The organism is Aureibaculum marinum, from assembly GCF_003813905.1.
Lineage (GTDB): Bacteria > Bacteroidota > Bacteroidia > Flavobacteriales > Flavobacteriaceae > Aureibaculum > Aureibaculum marinum.
Window position 1 is genome coordinate 120,485 of the sequence record NZ_RPFJ01000001.1, and the last position, 19,152, is coordinate 139,636.

Below are 19,152 nucleotides of genomic sequence, written 5' to 3' on the forward strand. Positions count from 1 at the left end.
TTATGCAACAAAAAGTCGCCTTTTATACATTAGGATGTAAATTAAATTTTTCTGAAACCTCAACAATAGCAAGAAGTTTCCAAGATAAGGGTTTTACACGAGTAGGTTTTAATGAAAAGGCTGATATTTACGTAATAAATACCTGTTCAGTAACCGATAATGCTGACAAGCGTTTTAAAACTATTGTTAAATCCGCTTTAAAACAAAACCAACACGCATTTTTAATTGCAATTGGATGTTATGCACAATTAAAACCTGAAGAGTTAGCACAAGTTGATGGAGTTGACTTAGTATTAGGAGCTACCGAAAAATTTAAAGTAACAGACTACATTAACGATTTATCAAAAAATGACAAAGGAGAAGTCCATTCTTGTGAAATTTCTGATGCCAACTTTTATGAAGGCTCTTACTCTATTGGAGACAGAACCAGAGCTTTTTTAAAAGTTCAAGATGGTTGTGACTATAAATGTACTTATTGTACAATACCCTTAGCACGAGGTATTTCTAGGAGTGACACCTTGCAAAATGTATTACAAAATGCAAAAGAAATTTCTGAACGAGGAATTAAAGAAATTGTACTTACAGGAGTAAATATAGGTGATTATGGTAAAGGCGAATTTGGTAACAAAAAACACGAACATACTTTTTTTGAACTCGTAGAAGCTTTAGATAATGTAAAAGGTATTCATCGTTTAAGAATCTCTTCTATTGAACCTAATTTATTAAAAGATCAAACTATAGATTTTGTAGCTAATTCGAATAGTTTTGTGCCTCACTTTCATATTCCTTTACAAAGTGGAAGCGATGATCTTCTAAAAAAAATGAAACGTCGTTACCTACGTAAAACATACACCGATCGTGTTAAAAAAATAAAAGAAATAATGCCTAATGCCTGTATTGGTGTTGATGTTATTGTAGGTTTTCCTGGTGAAACTGATGAACATTTTTTAGAAACTTACAACTATCTTAATGAACTTGATATTTCTTATTTGCATGTTTTCACCTATTCTGAACGTCCAAATACTGAAGCTATTTTAATGAAAGGAGCTGTACCAAAGAACATACGTTATAAACGTAGTAAAATGTTAAGAGGTCTCTCTGTTAAAAAAAGAAGAGCCTTTTACGAAAGTCAATTAGGTAATAATTTAACTGTATTATTTGAAAATGAAAATAAAGAAGGTTATATTCATGGATTTACAGAAAATTATGTAAAAGTAAAAACACCTTGGAATCCAGAATTAGTAAATACCCTACACCATATAAAATTGACCGATATTGACAAAGATGGTTTAGTTAGATTTGATTTTTTAAAACAGTCTGAATGTGTAGCATAACAAAAAAAAAACAACTCTATTTTGTACCTGGTTTAGCAGCCAGTCCTGATATTTTTGAATATTTAAAGCTGCCCGAAGATCAATTTGAAATTCACCATTTAAATTGGTTAGTTCCCGAAAGTAAAAATGAAAGCATTGAGCATTATGCAAAAAGGATGTGTGACCGAATTGACAGTAACAATCCTGTTTTAGTAGGTGTTTCTTTTGGTGGTGTTGTGGTACAAGAAATGAGTAAATTAATTTCAACAAAAAAAACAATTATCATTTCAAGTGTAAAATCTAGGAATGAACTCCCTAAAAAATTTAAATTAGCAAAAGCTACAAAAATTTATAAATTATTACCTACAAAAGCATTATCAAATATTGATAATTTAGCAAAATATACTTTCGGTAATTCTATAAAAAAACGTGTTGAACTTTATAAAAAATACCTCTCTATGCGTGATGAGAATTACCTTCCATGGGCCATTCATAATGTTCTAAATTGGCATCAAGACAAACCATTACCTAATATAATACATATTCATGGTGATAATGATGGTGTTTTTCCAATAAAATATGTAAAAGATTGTGCAGTTATAAAGGGCGGTACACATATTATGATTTTAAACAAAGCTAGACCAATTTCCAAATTATTAACCGAAGTAATTTAGTATCTTTCTCCTCATGAAAATTGAAACAACCTTTATTAAAAATTTATTAATAATTACCCCAAATGTATTTGTTGACAAAAGAGGTTACTTTTTAGAAAGTTACAATAAAAAAAGCCTTATAAACTTAGTTGAAGATGAGTTTGTACAAGATAATGAATCTTTGTCTCATAAAGGAGTTCTAAGAGGGCTACACTTTCAAAATCCACCATATGCTCAAGCAAAGTTAGTAAGAGTATTAACAGGAAGTGTTTTAGATGTAGTGGTTGATTTAAGAAAGCAATCGCCTACTTATGGACAACATTTTAAGCACATTCTTTCTGCTGAAAACAAAATACAACTTTATGTTCCAAAAGGTTTTGCACATGGTTTTGCTGTGCTTGAAGACAATACAATCTTCAGTTATAAATGTTCAGATTATTACAATAAAGATTCTGAAAGGGCAATTTTATGGAATGATGCTACCTTAAATATTGACTGGCAAATAAAGAACCCTATTATTTCCGAAAAAGATAAAATTGCAGAAAAATTTAGTAATTTTGTTACTCCTTTTTAACTTAAATGGTGTAATCTTTTACCTTTAAGCAAATAAGTAATTTTTTGAACGATTAAGAAACCTTCTTTTAGTTAATATAATTTAAAGAAGAATGAAAAAAAACGAGTAAATTTTATCTAAAAGAGAATATTTACATCACATTAACCCTAACGTATTATGAATAAGCCATTACGAATTCTAGCAATATTAAGTTTGATTTTTTTAAGTGGAATTTTAATTAATGCTGTACAACAAGACAATACAAATATACAAGAAGCAGGTTTTACATCTTCTTCATCTGTAAAAACCAAAACTAATGATAATGATGTAAATGATAAATTTACAAGTTCTACATATAGCATTAAAGCCATAAAAATTCCTGAAAACTTAGAGTTTGCTGGAGAAAGAGTACCAATTGAAAAACCTCATATTTGGGAAGATGTTGATAGAGAATTTTTGGTAAATACTTACTGGCAATCGAATGGTTTACTGTGGATAAAACGTGCTCACAAATACTTTCCTATAATAGAACCTATATTAAAAGAAAAAGGAGTACCTGATGATTTTAAATATATTGCAGTAATTGAAAGTAATCTAATGAATGTAACTTCTCCTGCAGGAGCAAAAGGCTTTTGGCAACAATTAAGTGCTACCGCAAGAGAAAATGGTTTAGAAGTAAACAGTAATGTAGATGAACGTTATCATCTAGAAAAAACAACTCGTGCTGCTTGTTCCTATTTATTAGACGCAAAAGAAACTTTTGGAACATGGACATTAGCCGCTGCGGCATATCATTCAGGAAAAGGTAATATTAGTAAGTATTTAAGAGAACAAATGGTAGATAGTTATTATGATTTACTTTCTGGTCCAAATACCGAACGTTATTTACCTAGAATTTTAGCTGCGAAATACATATTAAGCAACCCTAAAAAGTATGGATTCCAGTTTGATGAATCTGATTTATATACGTATCCTGAATACACTACGGTAAAAGTAGATACTCCTATTGCAAATATTGCTCAATTTGCAAAAGAACATAATACTACTTACCGAGAATTAAAACTTTTAAACCCTTGGTTGCGTGAAAACAAGCTAAACAATAAATCTAGAAAGGTTTATTTTATTGACATTCCTAAATAGAATAGCAATGTCTAAAATTAAAAACAACAATATTAATCTATTTGTTTTAAAAAGTGAAGAGGTTTGATGCCAGTTGATTTCGACTGTTATCAAAATCGGTTATAATCTCTTCTACAATTTTTGCTGCAGGTTTTATTTCATGAATTAAGCCTGCTACTTGACCTATTTCCAATTCTCCCTCTTCTAAATCACCCTCAAACATTCCTTTCTTAGCTCTTGCCCTACCTAACAATTTTTTTAATTCTTCAATAGTTGGAGTTTTCTTGTACAAGGCTTGAATATCATTATAGAATTTATTCTTTAACAACCTTACAGGAGCTAATTCTTTAAGCGTTAATTGAGTGTCACCTTCTTTGGATTCTACAATCTTTTGTTTAAATCTAGGGTGTGAAGAAGCTTCTTCACTCGCTACAAATCGACTTCCAATTTGAACACCGTCAGCCCCTAAAACTAGAGCTGCTAACATCCCTCTACCTGTTGCAATTCCCCCAGCAGCTATTAACGGAATAGCAATTTTTTCCTTTACCATTGGAATCAGCGTAAATGTTGTTGTTTCATCACGTCCATTATGGCCTCCAGCTTCAAAGCCTTCAGCTACAACAGCATCTACACCAGCTTCTTGTGCTTTTAAAGCAAATTTGACAGAGCTCACTACATGTACAACTGTTATTCCATGTTCTTTTAAAAATGATGTATAAGTTTTAGGATTTCCTGCAGATGTAAAAATAATCTTTACTTTCTCATCAATAATAATTTGAAGTAATTTATCAATATTAGGATATAACATGGGAATGTTAACCCCGAAAGGATATTTCGTAGCACTTTTACATTTTTGAATGTGCTCTTTTAATACCTCAGGATACATTGAGCCTGCTCCTATAATTCCTAAACCTCCAGCATTACTAACCGCAGAAGCTAATTTCCAACCACTCGCCCAAATCATTCCTGCTTGAACTAATGGATATTTAATATTAAATAATTCTGTTATTTTATTCTTTCTTAACATCAAACTTTATTTAAGAAATTACACCAGAACCTAACAACTCATCATTTTGATACCATGCAACAAATTGTCCTTCAGTAATGGCTGATTGTTTATTTTCAAACTCAACATACATTCCATCTTTAACTTTATATATGGTTGCATTTTCCAACGTTTGTCTATATCTTATTCTAGCTTTTACTGACATTTGCTCTCCTTCTGACAATACCAAATCTTCACGGACATAATGAATTTCTTCGTTTTTCACAAACAATACTTTTCTATAAAGGCCTTTATGGTTTTTACCTTCTCCTGTATAAATAACATTATTATCAACATCCGTTTCAATCACGTAAAGCGGCTCAACTGTACCACCAACAGCCAATCCTTTACGTTGTCCTTTTGTAAAATAATGAGCTCCTTGATGTTTACCTACTACTTTACCATCATTTTTATTGTAAATATATTTTTTGGCTCCTTCAGACAACTCTTCAATTTTTGAATCATAGGTTACGATAGGCTTATGATACACATCTGAATCATTATCTATTTTAACTATTACCCCTTCTTTTGGTTGAAGTTTTTGTTGTAAAAATTCTGGCAGACGTACTTTACCTATAAAACATAAACCTTGAGAATCTTTTTTTTCTGCCGTAATTAAATCTAAATCGGAAGCAATTTGTCTAACTTCAGGTTTAGTCAATTCTCCTATAGGGAAAAGTGTTGTAGCTAATTGTTTCTGAGATAATTGACATAAAAAATAAGATTGATCTTTATTTACATCCTTACCTGCTAGCAATTGATATATTTCCTTATTATCCTTAGTTATAATACCTTTACGACAATAATGACCTGTAGCCACAAAATCAGCACCTAACTCTAAGGCTACTTTTAAAAAAACATCAAATTTAATTTCTCTGTTACAAAGAACATCTGGGTTGGGAGTTCTACCTAACTCATATTCTCTGAACATATAATCAACAATTCGCTCTTTATATTCCTTACTTAAATCAACTACTTGAAACGGGATTCCAAGCTTTTCAGCCACCAACATAGCATCATTGCTATCTTCTAACCATGGACATTCATTAGATATAGTTACAGAATCATCATGCCAATTTTTCATAAATAACCCAATAACATCATACCCTTGCTCCTTCAATAAATATGCTGCCACACTAGAATCTACACCTCCAGAAAGCCCTACTACTACTCTTTTCATTATTCTTTATAATTTGCCACAAAGGTAAGCATAGCTTTGCAGATAAAAAACACAATTAAATGGCTTCTTAAATAGATAAAATTCAATGTAAAAATAAGTTGAAATATAATTTTGTTTAACTTTTTTGTAAAAAAGTTAAACAATTTAATTAATTATCATTACCTTTGTGGAAACTTTAAAACAAAAACAATGAAAAAACAAGTAAAATTAGTCACAGGATTATTAATTATATTCTTCTCTTTCACATTTATTTCATGTGATGATGATGACGATCCAAAACAACCAGAAATTACAACAATTACAGATTTTGTTAAAGCTAATGAAGCTGACTATAGTCTCCTACTAGAAGCTTTAACTAAAGCTGATGGTAATTTATCTACTGTACTTGATGGTGCAGGCCCATTTACAGTTTTTGCTCCAAATGATGCTGCATTTACCTCCTTTCTTTCCTCTAATGGCTTTTCGAATATAGATGCTGTTCCTTCTGATATATTATCTCAGATTTTGCTAAATCACGTGGTAAGTGGTGCTGTTAAATCTACAGATTTAAGCACTGGGTATATTAAAAACTTATCAACTGCAACACCTGGTTCGGCAGCAATGAGTATGTATATTAATACTGATGGCGGTGTAACTATTAATGGCTCTTCTGTAGTAACAAACGCTGATAATATTTTAGAAAACGGCGTAGTACATTTAGTTGATAATGTTATTGGTTTGCCTAATGTAGTAACATTTGCTACCGCCGATCCAAATTTTTCTATACTGGTTGCGGCTTTAACGAGAGCTGACCAGCCTGATTTTGTATCAATTTTGTCTACTTCAAATGGAACATCACCTGCTCCGTTTACTGTTTTCGCACCAACAAATGATGCCTTTGTAAGTTTATTAGATGAATTAGAAGTTGATGGTTTGGATGATATTGATGGTGAAACATTAACCGCAACTTTACAGCATCATGTGGTAGCTGAAGCAAATGTATTATCAAGTGCATTAACTGATAATATGACGATAAATACTTTAGGTGGTGATATAACAGCTAATGTTACCGGTGGTGCTACGCTTACAGATGCTAACGATAGAGTAAGCTCAATTGTTGCCGTAGATGTACAAGCTGCTAACGGTGTTATACACGTAATTGACAAGGTAATTTTACCTCTTTTAAAATAAGTTTGGTTGATTGGTTTTTAAAAGGTTTGACCGTTTGGTCAAACCTTTTTATTTTATGAACCTAATTCATCTTATCTTTTACAGGGCGTTTCTTCTTTTTATTTGGTTGTTCAGTACTTATCAATTCTCCATCAACATAGTTTTCCCAAAGACCAACTTTCTTGTCATCTTTAAACTCACCTTTAGTAGTTAATTCTCCTGTCTTTCTATTATAATAAACTGCTTTACCGTTTAGCAACCCATTTTTATAATTAAGATGTTGATATAAATGCCCCTTTATTGAATACTTTCTATATACACTATCAAGCTTTCCATTTTTATAGTAACCAATTTCAGTTGGTTTACCAGATTCATAAAACGTTTTATAATCTCCATCTAACTTACCATCGACATAATTTTCTTCTGACATAACAGTTTTGCCATCTTCATGATAATAAAGCCATTTTCCTACTCTATTTTTTCCTTGCATTTTACCTTTACTTTGTAACAATCCATTATCATTGTAAAAACTAACCTCTGCAATATCTGAGTTTTCTTTAAATTCTTTTATTACAATGGGAAAATCTGATTGAGCTGCTGAATAATATTTAAAAGTACCTATTTCTTTACCATGATTAAAAGTACCTTGATAGCGAATTCTTTTATTGCTATAATATTTTCTCCATACGCCATGACGTTCTCCGTTCTCATCCAATTGATTAATATCGCCTTGAGAAAAGGAAAAATGCGAACTTAAAATTGCCACTATTAAAAAAATATAGGGTATTTTATTTTTTTTCATATTAACTTGATTTTTTTGTTTGATACAAATAATATTCCAAATTTATTTTTATCAATAATTAAACGCCAAAATCAATGATAAATTATAGCCTATCCTATAATTGATATATTTCACATAATAAAAAAAAGTTAATATTTATAATAATTTACACTTTTTTCTGTTAAAATAAGTCAAAATAAGGAGATTAAGTTGATTTCTCAAATTCTTAACTTAGTATATGAACGCAGTCAAAAATATGAACAAGTATTCTTTAATAAAAGAATTAAATACAATACCAAATACCAATAGAGAAAGTCTAAAAAAATTATCAAAAGTTATTCTTACAGATCAATCTTTATTCGAGTCACTAGTTGAGATTGCGTTTGATTATGACAATGATATTTCATTAAAAGCTATTGCTACTTTAGAGTTAGTTGTTGAACAACGTTTAGATTTAATTGCTTATAATTTATCTTACTTCACAAAAAATATTTCCAGAATTAAAGATGAAAACGCAATCAAATCAATATCTAAAATATGTAATTTAATAGCACAAGAATATACTTCAAAATTTGATTCTCCTATTAAATTAATAATGACACATGAACAGTTGTCAGAAATTATTGAAACTTCATTTGATTGGTTATTAAAAGATTATAAATCAAGCATTAAAACTAATGCAATGGATGCCTTATACTACATTGGAAAAAAAATTAGTTGGATACATTATGAAATGAAATTAATAATTGAGAAAAACATTTCAAATGAAAGTGCTAACTATGCCTCAAAAGCAAAAAAAGTACTAGAATTGATTGAAAAAACAAGTATGGCTTAGAAATCTTATTAATTACTTTTATGTTCTTAGGTTTTCATTTATTTTTACGGTCTAATTTAGACCAAAATGAAACTGAACGAATTAAACGCCATATCACCTATTGATGGTAGATATCGTAATAAAACTGAAAACTTAGCTTCTTTCTTTTCTGAAGAAGCTCTTATAAAATATAGAGTAAAGGTAGAAATAGAATATTTTATTGCTTTAACTGAAATTCCATTACCTCAACTTAAAGGTTTTAATAAAAATAAATACTCCGATTTACGTGATATTTATATCAACTTCTCGTCAGAAGACGCTTTAAAAATAAAGGACATTGAAAAAGTCACTAATCATGATGTAAAAGCAGTTGAGTATTTTATAAAAGAAAAATTTGACGATATAGATTTAAAACAATTCAAAGAATTTATTCACTTTGGGCTAACTTCTCAAGATATTAACAACACAGCTATTCCGCTGTCTATAAATAATGCCTTTGATGAGGTTTATTATCCTGAACTTGCTAAATTAATAGAAAAATTAAGAGGTTTAGCTGATGAATGGAAAAACATATCTATGTTAGCTCGTACTCATGGGCAACCAGCTTCCCCCACTCGGTTAGGAAAAGAAATATTTGTTTTTGTAGAACGAATTGAACAACAGGTAAGTCAATTGCAAAAGATTCCTTATGCCGCAAAATTTGGAGGAGCTACAGGTAATTACAATGCCCATAAAGTTGCTTACCCTAATGTAGATTGGAAAAAATTTGGAACCAATTTTGTAGAAAAAATATTGGGACTTCACCACTCTTTTCCTACGACTCAAATAGAACATTACGACCATATTGCTGGTATTTTTGATGCATTAAAACGTATAAATACAATACTTATAGATCTAGACAGAGATATTTGGACTTATATTTCTATGAATTACTTTAAGCAAAAAATAAAAGCAGGTGAAGTGGGTTCTTCTGCCATGCCTCACAAAGTTAACCCTATAGATTTTGAAAACTCAGAAGGTAATTTAGGTATTGCCAATGCAATTTTTGAGCATTTATCCGCTAAATTACCAATCTCTAGATTACAAAGAGACTTAACAGACTCTACTGTACTGCGTAATATCGGTGTTCCCTTTGCTCATACCCTAATTGGATTTGCATCAACTTTAAAAGGATTGAATAAATTACTCTTAAACAAAGAAAAATTTGAACAAGATTTAGAAGATAATTGGGCTGTTGTCGCTGAAGCGATTCAAACTATTTTAAGACGCGAAAATTATCCAAATCCTTATGAAGCTTTAAAAGGATTAACAAGAACTAATGTCACCATCAATAAAAAAACTATGGCTGATTTTATCAATAGTTTAGATATTGATGAGACTATTAAAACCGAACTAAAAGCTATTACACCATCAAATTATACTGGAATATAATGAGACTTTTTCTTGTCATTTTATGTTGTTTATTCTTTTTTAGCTGTACTAAGCCAGGGAATATTAATCAATTTAGAACTGGAACTTTTAAAACACATTTAGACGATTCTGATGTCACTTCTATTGCCTACAGAAATGACACTATTCAAATAGAACTTTATAATAAAGTAAAAGATACTTTTGTAATTAAATGGACTTCCAATTTTGAATATGAATTGACAAAACTAAATCCAAAAACTCAATTGGATAGTACTCCTTTTATAGTAAAAATTGCTAAAATCAAAGAAAATTCTTATTCTTTTTTAGCTCATTATAAAGGTTCTAACTTTAAACAAAAAGGTACTGCAATTAAGATTAGTGACACAGAGAACTTCTCACAATAATAAAAAAATCAATAATTTTTGAATTAAAATAAATTCTATGGCTACAGGTTTTTTTGCATTATTAGATGATATTGCAGCACTAATGGATGATGTCGCTGTAATGGGTAAAGTAGCAACAAAAAAAACTGCTGGTATTTTAGGTGACGATTTAGCTGTTAATGCTGAAAAAGCTTCAGGGTTTATGTCTTCGAGAGAAATTCCTGTATTGTGGGCCATTACCAAAGGTTCTTTTTTAAATAAGTTAATTATTTTACCCATAGCTTTTTTGTTAAGTGCTTATTTACCTTGGATGATTACACTTATTTTAATTCTTGGAGGTGTTTATTTAGCCTACGAAGGAGCTGAAAAAATATATGAATTCTTTGTGCCTCATGAGCATCCTATACACACTGAAGAAAAAAAGGCTAAAACTGAAGAAGAAATTTTAATTCAAGAAAAGTCAAAAGTAAAAGCTGCTATTTTAACAGATTTTATTCTATCTATTGAAATAGTAATTATAGCTTTAGGCACTGTTCTCGAACAACCATTATTAACTCGAATAATGGTAGTGTCATTTGTAGCTTTTATAGCCACTATTGGTGTATATGGTATTGTTGCACTTATTGTAAGAATGGATGATATTGGATATAAGTTTGTAAAACTTAGTAAAAACAAAAAGAATTTCTCCTTTTATTTAGGCACTTTATTGATTAAAGCCCTACCACAAATTATTAGAGCATTAGGCATCATAGGAACCATTGCTCTCTTACTTGTAGCAGGAGGGATATTTGTTCACTATGTTGATTTTTTTCATCATATATCTGAAGACATTCTTTCTAATATACCTGCAGTGGTAAAAGAATTTATTTTCGGTCTTATCATAGGCTTTATAACTTTTTTAGTTGTTAGTTTAACCAAATTGATTCTGAAAAAAATTAAAAATTAAAACCACAATACATCAATATTCAATACACTTAAGTACACCTAAAATAAAAGCTTAAAATCAAATAATTGAAGTTTAAAAATAATTAACAACTCTTTAGTACTCTTTTCTTTTTATAGTTTTTAACTTATTCAACATTCAGCATTTTTCACCAATATTCCGGTAATAAATCTTTAACATAGGTCATCAAGAAAGTTTTAATATATTTGCCCAAATGAAGAAGAAAGTCTTACATAGTATTTTTTCTACAATTATTGTATTAATTGTTCTTTTACCTTTTACTATACAAGCTTTGCATGCTTTAGAAAAGCATGAGCATACACATTGTACTTCTAAAATTGAAAAACACTTTCACAAAAAAGAAATTGACTGTCATTTTTATCATTTAAAAATTTCTTACTATAGTTTTAATCTTAATAACGACTTTTCAATTTTTAAACCTGATTTTTATTCTTATTTATTAAAAGATTATTGCCGAAATTATTTTTATTTATATCCTAGTTCAAAATCTTCAAGAGCTCCACCCTATTTTATTGTTTAAAGCCAAAATTCCAATATTTTAATTTAACAATAAATCTGATATAATGAAATTAATTCTTTCAATTCTATTCGCATGCAGTAGTTTGTTATTACATGCTCAGCACACCCTTTCGGGTACTATAACTGGTAAAGATGGTGAACCATTAGTTGGAGCAGACATCTATGCTCCAGGACTACATAAAGGTACTGTAACCAATATTGATGGTAACTATATTTTTAAAAACTTACCTAAAGGAAAGGTGAAAATTGTTTTTGGATATTTTGGTTATATTTCTCAGTCAAAAACTTTAGACATTTCAGAAAAAGAAACCGTTTTAGACATCACATTAGAAGAATCAGTTTTTAAAATGGATGAAATTATACTTTCTACTCCTTTTCACAGATTACAAAGTGAGAATGTAATGAAAGTAGATAGAAAAACAGTACAACAACTTCAGCAAACAGGTGCACTTTCTTTAGTTCAAGGCATCTCTAATATCTCTGGAGTATCACAGATTTCAACTGGTTCTGGTATAGGAAAACCTGTAATTAGAGGACTTAGCGGTAATCGAGTTCTAGTTTATGCTCAAGGCGTGCGATTAGAAAATCAACAATTTGGAAGTGAACATGGTTTAGGCCTAAATGATAGTGGTGTTGAAAGTGTTGAAGTAATTAAAGGCCCTGCTTCATTATTATATGGATCTGATGCTCTAGGAGGTGTGCTCTATTTTAACCCTGAAAAATATGCCAATGAAAACACTACTAAAGCTATTGTCAATCAAAAATATTTTACCAATACACTTGGTAGCAATACTTCAATCACATTAAAATCATCTGCCGAAAATGTAAAATTTATTACTTCTATGGCCTACAATACCCATCGTGATTATAAAATACCGAATGGAGACAGAGTAACAAATTCTCGTTTTTATGAATTTGACGCTAAAGCAGCATTAGGATTTGACTTTAAGAATTTCACTTCAGATAACAGATTCAATGTAAATACATTAACCGTCGGATTAACAGATGAAATTGGCAATCAAAGTACAAATTTTATTCCTCAAAATCCTTATCAAAAAATTGATAATTATATTGTTAGCTCCCACAACCATATTTATTTCAATGACTCTAATATTGATTTCCATTTTGGATACATTGCCAATAACCGAAGAGAATTTGAAGAACATCATCACGAAGAAGAAGAACATGACCATGACCATGAAGAAGAAGAACATAAAGAGGAAGAAGAACATGCAGACCCATCTTTACAAATGAAACTTAAAACTTTTACTTACGATGTACAATATCATTTACCTACTATTGGAAAATTTGAAAGTATAGTAGGTATACAAGGGTTGACCCAAAACAACACTAATTATGGTGAAGAACTATTAATACCAGATGCAACTGTTAATGATTTTGGTATTTTTACTACCATAAATACTAAATGGGAAAATCATTTTTTACAAGGAGGAATTCGTTTTGACACCCGAAATATTACTACTGAAAATCATCTTGTTGAGCATGATGGAGAACATGAACACGCATTCGAACCTATTGATAAATCATTTAATAGTTTTACTGCTTCTTTAGGTTATAAAACTACATTGTTTAACAATATTGAAACACGCTTAAATTTAGCAACAGGTTTTAGAGCTCCAAACTTAGCAGAGCTAACTTCCAACGGCGTACATCATGGTACCAACCGTTTTGAACAAGGAAATTCTGAATTAACAAACGAACAAAATTATCAATTAGATTTAGCCTTAGAATACCACAATAAACATATTGAAATATTTGCAAATGGATTTTATAATTTAATAGATAATTATATATTCTTATCTCCAACAGGAACTATGATTGATAATGTTGATGTTTATACGTATGTACAAGATAATTCCAAATTATATGGTGGTGAAGTTGGTTTTCATTATCACCCCCATCCTTTAGATTGGTTACATCTAGAAAGTAGTTTTGAAATGGTTATTGGTAAACAAAACAATGGAGATTATTTACCACTAATTCCGGCCCATCAATTTAATAATACACTACGAGGAGAATTTAATATAAATAAATGGCTAAAAAATGGTTATGCTTCCCTAAAATTAGAAAGTATATTTTCCCAAAATAACGTTGGTCTTTTTGAAACCAAAACTAATGGTTATCAATTATTAAATGTAGGTATTGGCGGAGATTTTAACATCAGCAATACTAAGTTTAATTTAAGTTTTAGTATAAATAATGCCTTAGATAAGGAATATATCTCACACTTATCACGTTTAAAAAGTAATGGAATTTACAACATCGGAAGAACTGCCATGATGGGATTAAAGTTTGATATAAATTAATAGCAAATTATTACATTTTTTAAAGTAATATACTAAATTTTAGTATCTTTAATGTTTTTAATTTTTAATAAAAATGAGCAAATTAATTATAAACGAACTTGATTATACAAGGATAAAAAGATGGATAAGTGATGCCAAACAACACCGGTCCATTAACAGCAATGACGCTGCTAAACTATTAGAAGAATTAGAATCTGCTAAGATTGTAAAACCCGAAAAAGTACCTGCTAATGTAGTTACTATGAACTCTATAGTAAAATTGAGTTTTTTAAATAATAATAACAAAACTCAATTTCAAATTGTATACCCTAACCAAGCAAATTTTAAAGAACAAAAAGTTTCTATTTTTTCTCCAATAGCTATAGCTTTAATAGGGTATCAAGTTAACGATGAAATTGAATGGGTTGTTCCGTCTGGATTAACAAAGATTAGAATCGATGAAATTGTATATCAGCCCGAAGCAGCTGGTGATTATAACCTATAACAATTAACTAAAAAGTAAATCAGTAAGGTGATGACGATAGATATGTGTTTTACAACACCTTCATCATCACCTTACTTTTATTAACCGTTTCTTCCCATTCACTTACCGGATTACTATCTACAGTAATGCCACCTCCTATATAAATCTCTAAAGTATTATCTACAAATTGCATACATCGTAAATTCACAAATAATGCTGATTTATTGTTAAGATTTAATTCTCCTAAAAAACCAGTATAAAATTGACGACTATAATTTTCATTTTGAACAATAAATTCTTTAGCTTTCTCTTTTGGCACTCCACAAACCGCTGGTGTAGGATGTAATAAATTTACAATTTTTTTTAAGGTAAGTTGTTCAGTCAATTTTCCAGATATATCAGTGCGTATGTGCAGTAAATTTCCTGCCTTTGTAGTATATGGTTTACTTACCTTAACATGAACATTAAGCTGTTCAATAATATAATCAGTAACATGTTGTTGCTCCGCCACTTCTTTAGCTCCCCAATGAATATTGACATCTTTTAAAGACTTAAATTCTCCATATTTCTTAACATCGTAAACTTGTGTAGAAGCTAACGCCATAGTTCTAAATGAATTTTTATCAGCCTCTAATAAAACCTCAGGAGATGCTCCTAACCACAATCCGACTTTAGGATGATACCAACTATACACAAATGCATTGGAATAGCTTTTAAGCAATTTCCTGTAAATTTGTACCAACTCAAATTCTTCATATTTTATAATTTCTTTTCGAGAAAGTACCACTTTTTTATAGTTATTATTTTCAAGAAATTTAATCCCTTTTTCAACTAAAGCTACGTGTTTATTTTTTGAAGAAGTAGAAGAATTAAAAATGGTATCAGGTTTATTCCTAGTTATTTCTTTACCATATGCAGAAAAACTATTGGTATAACTTATGGATTCTGATATCGGAAATAAAATGGGTAATTTGTCATTTTCAAATGGAGCAAATACAAATCCTGACTCTTTATAATCTTCGGTATAATGTATTTTATCATTTTTTTGAACAATTAACTTAACCTCTGCACTGTCAGGTTTGCTATATACTACAAAAGGTAATTTATTAGCATAAACCTTCTTTATTTTCTTATAAAAATCTACATCATTCATTAGAGCTACTATACTATATATTCAAATTTTAGAAATAACTATTTCTTAGCCAATACAATAACAGTTAATTTACAGATAGAAATGAGTTTTTCTTGCTCATCTACTATTCTAACTTCCCACAACTGTGTAGTACGACCTTTATGAATAGGCTTTGCAATGGCTTTTACCAAACCTTCTCTAATACCTCTAATATGGTTAGCCGTAATTTCTAAACCTCGAATTTCTTGTTTTTCTATATCTATGGAAAAATGTGCAGCTGTACTACCAACGCTTTCAGCCAAAGCAACCGAAGCTCCGCCATGCAATAAACCTGCTGGTTGATGCACTTTACTATTTACAGGCATTGTAGCAACCAAATAATCGGTATCAATGTCAGTATAAACAATATCTAAAGTTTCCATTAAGGTATTTTTAGTACTATTGTTTAGTTTTTCTAATAAAGTTTCTTTTTCCATAAAAATAATCAATAAGCGGTAAAAGTAATGAAAAGCTAATAAAAGAAAAAGTCCATTTCTATTCTTTATTATTTGTCGTAAATACCTAAATTTACAGCAGAATAAAATGAGGTATGATTTATAAAATTAGATTAATATTAGACACGGAAGAAGACGTAATTAGAGATATCGCAATAGATTTTAACGATTCTCTTGAAGATTTACACAACGCCATTACCAATGCATTTGGTTTTGACGGGTCAGAAATGGCTGCTTTTTACCTTACTGACGAAGACTGGAATCAAGGCGAGGAAATTCCGTTATTTGATATGACAGAATCTGAAGCTAATATTTCAATGCAAGGTTTTATTCTTAGAGATATTTTAACTGAAGAGAAAAATAAACTTATTTATGTGTATGATTTCTTTTCTATGTGGACCTTCTTTGTAGAGTTAATTAGTGTTGAAGAAGATACACATCAAATTGAATTGCCAAGTTTATTACTTTCTGTAGGATTAGTGCCAACAGAGGCTCCAGACAAACAATTTGTCAGCGAAGATGCTTCAGATAATGATGATGACTACAATACTCTTGAAAACTTTGACGACTTTGATTTTGACAACTTTGATGAGTTAATGAATTAAATTCTTATTCAACTTATATTAAAACAACTAAATCTAAATATACTACTCAAAACGAGTATTAGTTATACTTCACTAAAACTGGACAAATACCTAAGATATTGTATTTATATTAAGTATTGAAGAATTTTTTTTGTTACAAAATTAAATTTCTGTCGTCTAACTTTTTAGAATCAAACTTAATCAAACAATAACAATCTTGGAAACCATTTTATCCCTTAAAAATTTAGATAAAAAATTTGGAAGTGTACACGCTGTTAATAACTTATCTTTTGATATTGAAAAAGGTAATGTTTATGGAATTTTAGGTCCTAATGGCAGTGGAAAATCTACTACTTTAGGTATTATACTAAATGTTGTCAATAAAACTTCTGGTAGTTTTAGTTGGTTTGACGGCTCTATCTCAACCCACGAAGCCTTAAAACGAGTAGGAGCTATTATTGAACGCCCAAATTTTTATCCATACATGACTGCGGTTCAAAATTTAAAACTCATATGTAAAATAAAAGACGTTCCCTATAATAAAATTGACGAAAAATTAAAATTGGTCAATCTTTTTGAACGAAAAGATAGTAAATTCAAAACCTATTCATTAGGGATGAAACAACGTCTTGCTATTGCTTCTGCCCTACTTAATGACCCTGAAATTTTAATTCTTGATGAACCTACCAATGGCTTAGATCCTCAAGGAATTCATGAAATAAGAAAAATTATTAAAGAAATTGCCAGTACAGGTACTACCATTTTATTAGCATCTCATTTATTAGACGAAGTTGAAAAAGTTTGCACCCATGTTGTTGTAATTCGAAATGGTATAAAATTATACGCCGGTCCTGTTAATGGTATAACAGCTACTAATGGTTATTTTGAATTAAACGTTGATTCTGATGCTAAACTTCTTGTATCAGCTCTAGAAAAACACCCTTCTATATCTGACATTAAACAAGAAGATGATAAGTTTATTGCCACATTAGAAAACGAATTGTCTGCGACTGAAATAAATAACTATTTATTTAAAAACGGTATTGTTTTATCTCATTTAGTAAAACGAATGCCTAGTTTAGAACAACAATTTTTGACACTCACCAACAATAATTAACTGACAAGATTCCAACATAATGTTACGACTTTTAAATATAGAATTTCATAAATTAAAACACAATAGAGCAAGCAGAGTACTAACACTAATTTACTTTGTTTTATTAACTTCAATAGCTTTAATTGCAGCAATAAAATTTGATATTGGCCCTATTAAATTTCATTTAGCAGAACAAGGAATTTTTAATTTTCCTTATATCTGGCATTTTAATACTTATATGGCCTCTATATTTAAATTCTTTTTATTGTTGGTAATTGTATCAATGATGGCTAATGAATATAGCAACAAAACTTTAAAACAAAATTTAATTGATGGACTCAGTAAAAAAGAATTTATCTTATCAAAATTTTATACTGTACTGGTTTTTGCTGCTATTTCAACATTATTTGTTTTTGTAGTCTCTTTAATTTTAGGATTAATCTATTCTGATTATAATGAGCTAAGTATCATTTTCTCTGATTTAGAATACTTATTGGCATTTTTTATAAAACTAACCGCATTCTTTTCATTTGGTCTATTTATGGGGATTCTAGTAAAACGATCAGCTTTTGCCGTTGGTGGTATTTTAGTTTGGCTTTTTGTTGAAAGTATCTTTAAAGGATTTCTATTTTGGAAATTTAATTCAGATAATTTGGATACAAACAATCAAGTAAATTCAGATTTATCTACTATAAGTGTAAATGACATTATGCAATTTTTCCCTTTAGAATCAATGTCCAATTTGATTAAACAACCTTTTACTAGGCTTAATGCAGTACAAAGTGTAGGAAAGCAAATTGGTGAAAATTTTTCGCAAGATTTTTCAGTACACTGGTATCAAATTGCTATAGCTTCTGCCTGGATTTTTATATTTATTTATGCATCTTATGCTCTATTAAAAAAAAGAGATTTATAAAAAATAAATTATAACAGTAATTAGTATAAAAAAAGGGTGTTGTTTCTAAATCAACACCCTTTTTACTAACTAACAAACTAACTCAAATTATACATTACAAATTTAGAGAAGCCCCCTTATTTTAATGTTAATTTCATATTAAACATTTTTATATCAATGTTAATTATTGTTAAGTTTAAGAGTTGTATTAAAAAAAATAATATATATAAAGCCTATCACCTATTGCAATTACAAAATAGAGGCCAAAAAAAAATGGG

General features: G+C 29.7%; 20 protein-coding genes. 15 read left to right on the top strand and 5 right to left on the bottom strand.

The features are described 5' to 3' along the window. Nucleotides 1-2 precede the first annotated feature (2 nt). The 4 genes from mtaB to EGM88_RS00520 all read left to right on the top strand — a co-directional run bounded on the left by mtaB (nucleotide 3) and on the right by EGM88_RS00520 (nucleotide 3,659). Nucleotides 3-1,334: a tRNA (N(6)-L-threonylcarbamoyladenosine(37)-C(2))-methylthiotransferase MtaB gene (mtaB, locus tag EGM88_RS00505; protein WP_394336871.1), complete on the top strand. Its 1,332-nt coding sequence runs from the start codon at nucleotides 3-5 to the stop codon at nucleotides 1,332-1,334. Further along, entirely contained in the window at nucleotides 1,322-1,987 is a 666-nt protein-coding gene (locus tag EGM88_RS00510; protein ID WP_123895922.1) for an alpha/beta hydrolase, read from the top strand. The genes mtaB and EGM88_RS00510 overlap by 13 nt, the downstream gene beginning before the upstream one ends. Nucleotides 1,988-2,000: 13 nt before the next feature. Then, nucleotides 2,001-2,540: a dTDP-4-dehydrorhamnose 3,5-epimerase gene (gene rfbC / locus EGM88_RS00515; protein WP_123895923.1), complete on the top strand. Its 540-nt coding sequence runs from the start codon at nucleotides 2,001-2,003 to the stop codon at nucleotides 2,538-2,540. 156 nt (nucleotides 2,541-2,696) lie between these two features. Next, nucleotides 2,697-3,659, top strand: a complete 963-nt coding sequence (locus EGM88_RS00520) for a lytic transglycosylase domain-containing protein (RefSeq protein ID WP_123895924.1) — start codon at nucleotides 2,697-2,699, stop codon at nucleotides 3,657-3,659. Nucleotides 3,660-3,705: 46 nt separating this feature from the next. On the opposite strand, the gene EGM88_RS00525 is transcribed toward EGM88_RS00520, so the two are convergent. After that, nucleotides 3,706-4,665 carry an NAD(P)H-dependent flavin oxidoreductase gene (locus EGM88_RS00525; protein WP_123895925.1) on the bottom strand — a complete coding sequence of 320 codons (960 nt, stop codon included), beginning with the start codon at nucleotides 4,663-4,665 and terminating at the stop codon, nucleotides 3,706-3,708. A gap of 10 nt (nucleotides 4,666-4,675) precedes the next feature. Next, on the bottom strand, nucleotides 4,676-5,863 hold the full coding sequence (gene mnmA / locus EGM88_RS00530; protein WP_123895926.1) for a tRNA 2-thiouridine(34) synthase MnmA: 1,188 nt from the start codon (nucleotides 5,861-5,863) through the stop codon (nucleotides 4,676-4,678). A 189-nt stretch (nucleotides 5,864-6,052) separates the two neighbouring features. On the opposite strand from mnmA, the gene EGM88_RS00535 reads away from it, so the two are divergent. Beyond that, the gene (locus tag EGM88_RS00535; RefSeq protein ID WP_123895927.1) at nucleotides 6,053-7,033 is read left to right on the top strand and encodes a fasciclin domain-containing protein; all 981 of its coding nucleotides are present in this window, start codon (nucleotides 6,053-6,055) and stop codon (nucleotides 7,031-7,033) included. Between the two features lie 61 nt (nucleotides 7,034-7,094). Here the strand turns inward: EGM88_RS00535 and EGM88_RS00540 are convergent, their stop codons facing one another. Next, nucleotides 7,095-7,814: a toxin-antitoxin system YwqK family antitoxin gene (locus EGM88_RS00540; protein WP_123895928.1), complete on the bottom strand. Its 720-nt coding sequence runs from the start codon at nucleotides 7,812-7,814 to the stop codon at nucleotides 7,095-7,097. A 217-nt stretch (nucleotides 7,815-8,031) separates the two neighbouring features. On the opposite strand from EGM88_RS00540, the gene EGM88_RS00545 reads away from it, so the two are divergent. The 7 genes from EGM88_RS00545 (at nucleotide 8,032) to rnk (ending at nucleotide 14,694) form a co-directional block, all read left to right on the top strand. Next, nucleotides 8,032-8,628 (top strand): hypothetical protein, encoded by a 597-nt coding sequence (locus tag EGM88_RS00545; protein WP_123895929.1) that lies wholly within the window; start codon nucleotides 8,032-8,034, stop codon nucleotides 8,626-8,628. Between the two features lie 66 nt (nucleotides 8,629-8,694). Continuing rightward, nucleotides 8,695-10,038 (top strand): adenylosuccinate lyase, encoded by a 1,344-nt coding sequence (gene purB / locus EGM88_RS00550; RefSeq protein WP_123895930.1) that lies wholly within the window; start codon nucleotides 8,695-8,697, stop codon nucleotides 10,036-10,038. Beyond that, nucleotides 10,038-10,421 (top strand): DNA topoisomerase IV, encoded by a 384-nt coding sequence (locus tag EGM88_RS00555; RefSeq protein WP_123895931.1) that lies wholly within the window; start codon nucleotides 10,038-10,040, stop codon nucleotides 10,419-10,421. Before purB ends, EGM88_RS00555 begins: the two co-directional genes overlap by 1 nt. A gap of 37 nt (nucleotides 10,422-10,458) precedes the next feature. Then, on the top strand, nucleotides 10,459-11,346 hold the full coding sequence (locus tag EGM88_RS00560; protein WP_123895932.1) for a DUF808 domain-containing protein: 888 nt from the start codon (nucleotides 10,459-10,461) through the stop codon (nucleotides 11,344-11,346). A 211-nt stretch (nucleotides 11,347-11,557) separates the two neighbouring features. Continuing rightward, nucleotides 11,558-11,884 carry a hypothetical protein gene (locus tag EGM88_RS00565; protein ID WP_123895933.1) on the top strand — a complete coding sequence of 109 codons (327 nt, stop codon included), beginning with the start codon at nucleotides 11,558-11,560 and terminating at the stop codon, nucleotides 11,882-11,884. A 43-nt stretch (nucleotides 11,885-11,927) separates the two neighbouring features. Next, nucleotides 11,928-14,210 (top strand): TonB-dependent receptor, encoded by a 2,283-nt coding sequence (locus tag EGM88_RS00570; RefSeq protein WP_123895934.1) that lies wholly within the window; start codon nucleotides 11,928-11,930, stop codon nucleotides 14,208-14,210. A gap of 73 nt (nucleotides 14,211-14,283) precedes the next feature. Further along, on the top strand, nucleotides 14,284-14,694 hold the full coding sequence (gene rnk / locus EGM88_RS00575) for a nucleoside diphosphate kinase regulator (RefSeq protein WP_123895935.1): 411 nt from the start codon (nucleotides 14,284-14,286) through the stop codon (nucleotides 14,692-14,694). A gap of 49 nt (nucleotides 14,695-14,743) precedes the next feature. On the opposite strand, the gene EGM88_RS00580 is transcribed toward rnk, so the two are convergent. Continuing rightward, nucleotides 14,744-15,826, bottom strand: a complete 1,083-nt coding sequence (locus EGM88_RS00580) for a chorismate-binding protein (RefSeq protein WP_123895936.1) — start codon at nucleotides 15,824-15,826, stop codon at nucleotides 14,744-14,746. Nucleotides 15,827-15,864: 38 nt separating this feature from the next. Beyond that, a complete protein-coding gene (locus EGM88_RS00585; RefSeq protein WP_203229410.1) occupies nucleotides 15,865-16,281 on the bottom strand; it encodes a hotdog fold thioesterase in 417 nt (138 codons plus the stop codon). A 113-nt stretch (nucleotides 16,282-16,394) separates the two neighbouring features. Between EGM88_RS00585 and EGM88_RS00590 the strand changes: the two genes are divergently transcribed. The 3 genes from EGM88_RS00590 to EGM88_RS00600 all read left to right on the top strand — a co-directional run bounded on the left by EGM88_RS00590 (nucleotide 16,395) and on the right by EGM88_RS00600 (nucleotide 18,895). Further along, complete coding sequence (locus EGM88_RS00590) at nucleotides 16,395-16,904, top strand: IS1096 element passenger TnpR family protein (RefSeq protein ID WP_123895937.1); 510 nt, start codon at nucleotides 16,395-16,397, stop codon at nucleotides 16,902-16,904. A 196-nt stretch (nucleotides 16,905-17,100) separates the two neighbouring features. Beyond that, nucleotides 17,101-18,000, top strand: a complete 900-nt coding sequence (locus EGM88_RS00595) for an ABC transporter ATP-binding protein (protein WP_123895938.1) — start codon at nucleotides 17,101-17,103, stop codon at nucleotides 17,998-18,000. Nucleotides 18,001-18,019: 19 nt separating this feature from the next. Beyond that, nucleotides 18,020-18,895 carry an ABC transporter permease gene (locus tag EGM88_RS00600; protein ID WP_123895939.1) on the top strand — a complete coding sequence of 292 codons (876 nt, stop codon included), beginning with the start codon at nucleotides 18,020-18,022 and terminating at the stop codon, nucleotides 18,893-18,895. Nucleotides 18,896-19,152: the final 257 nt, after the last annotated feature.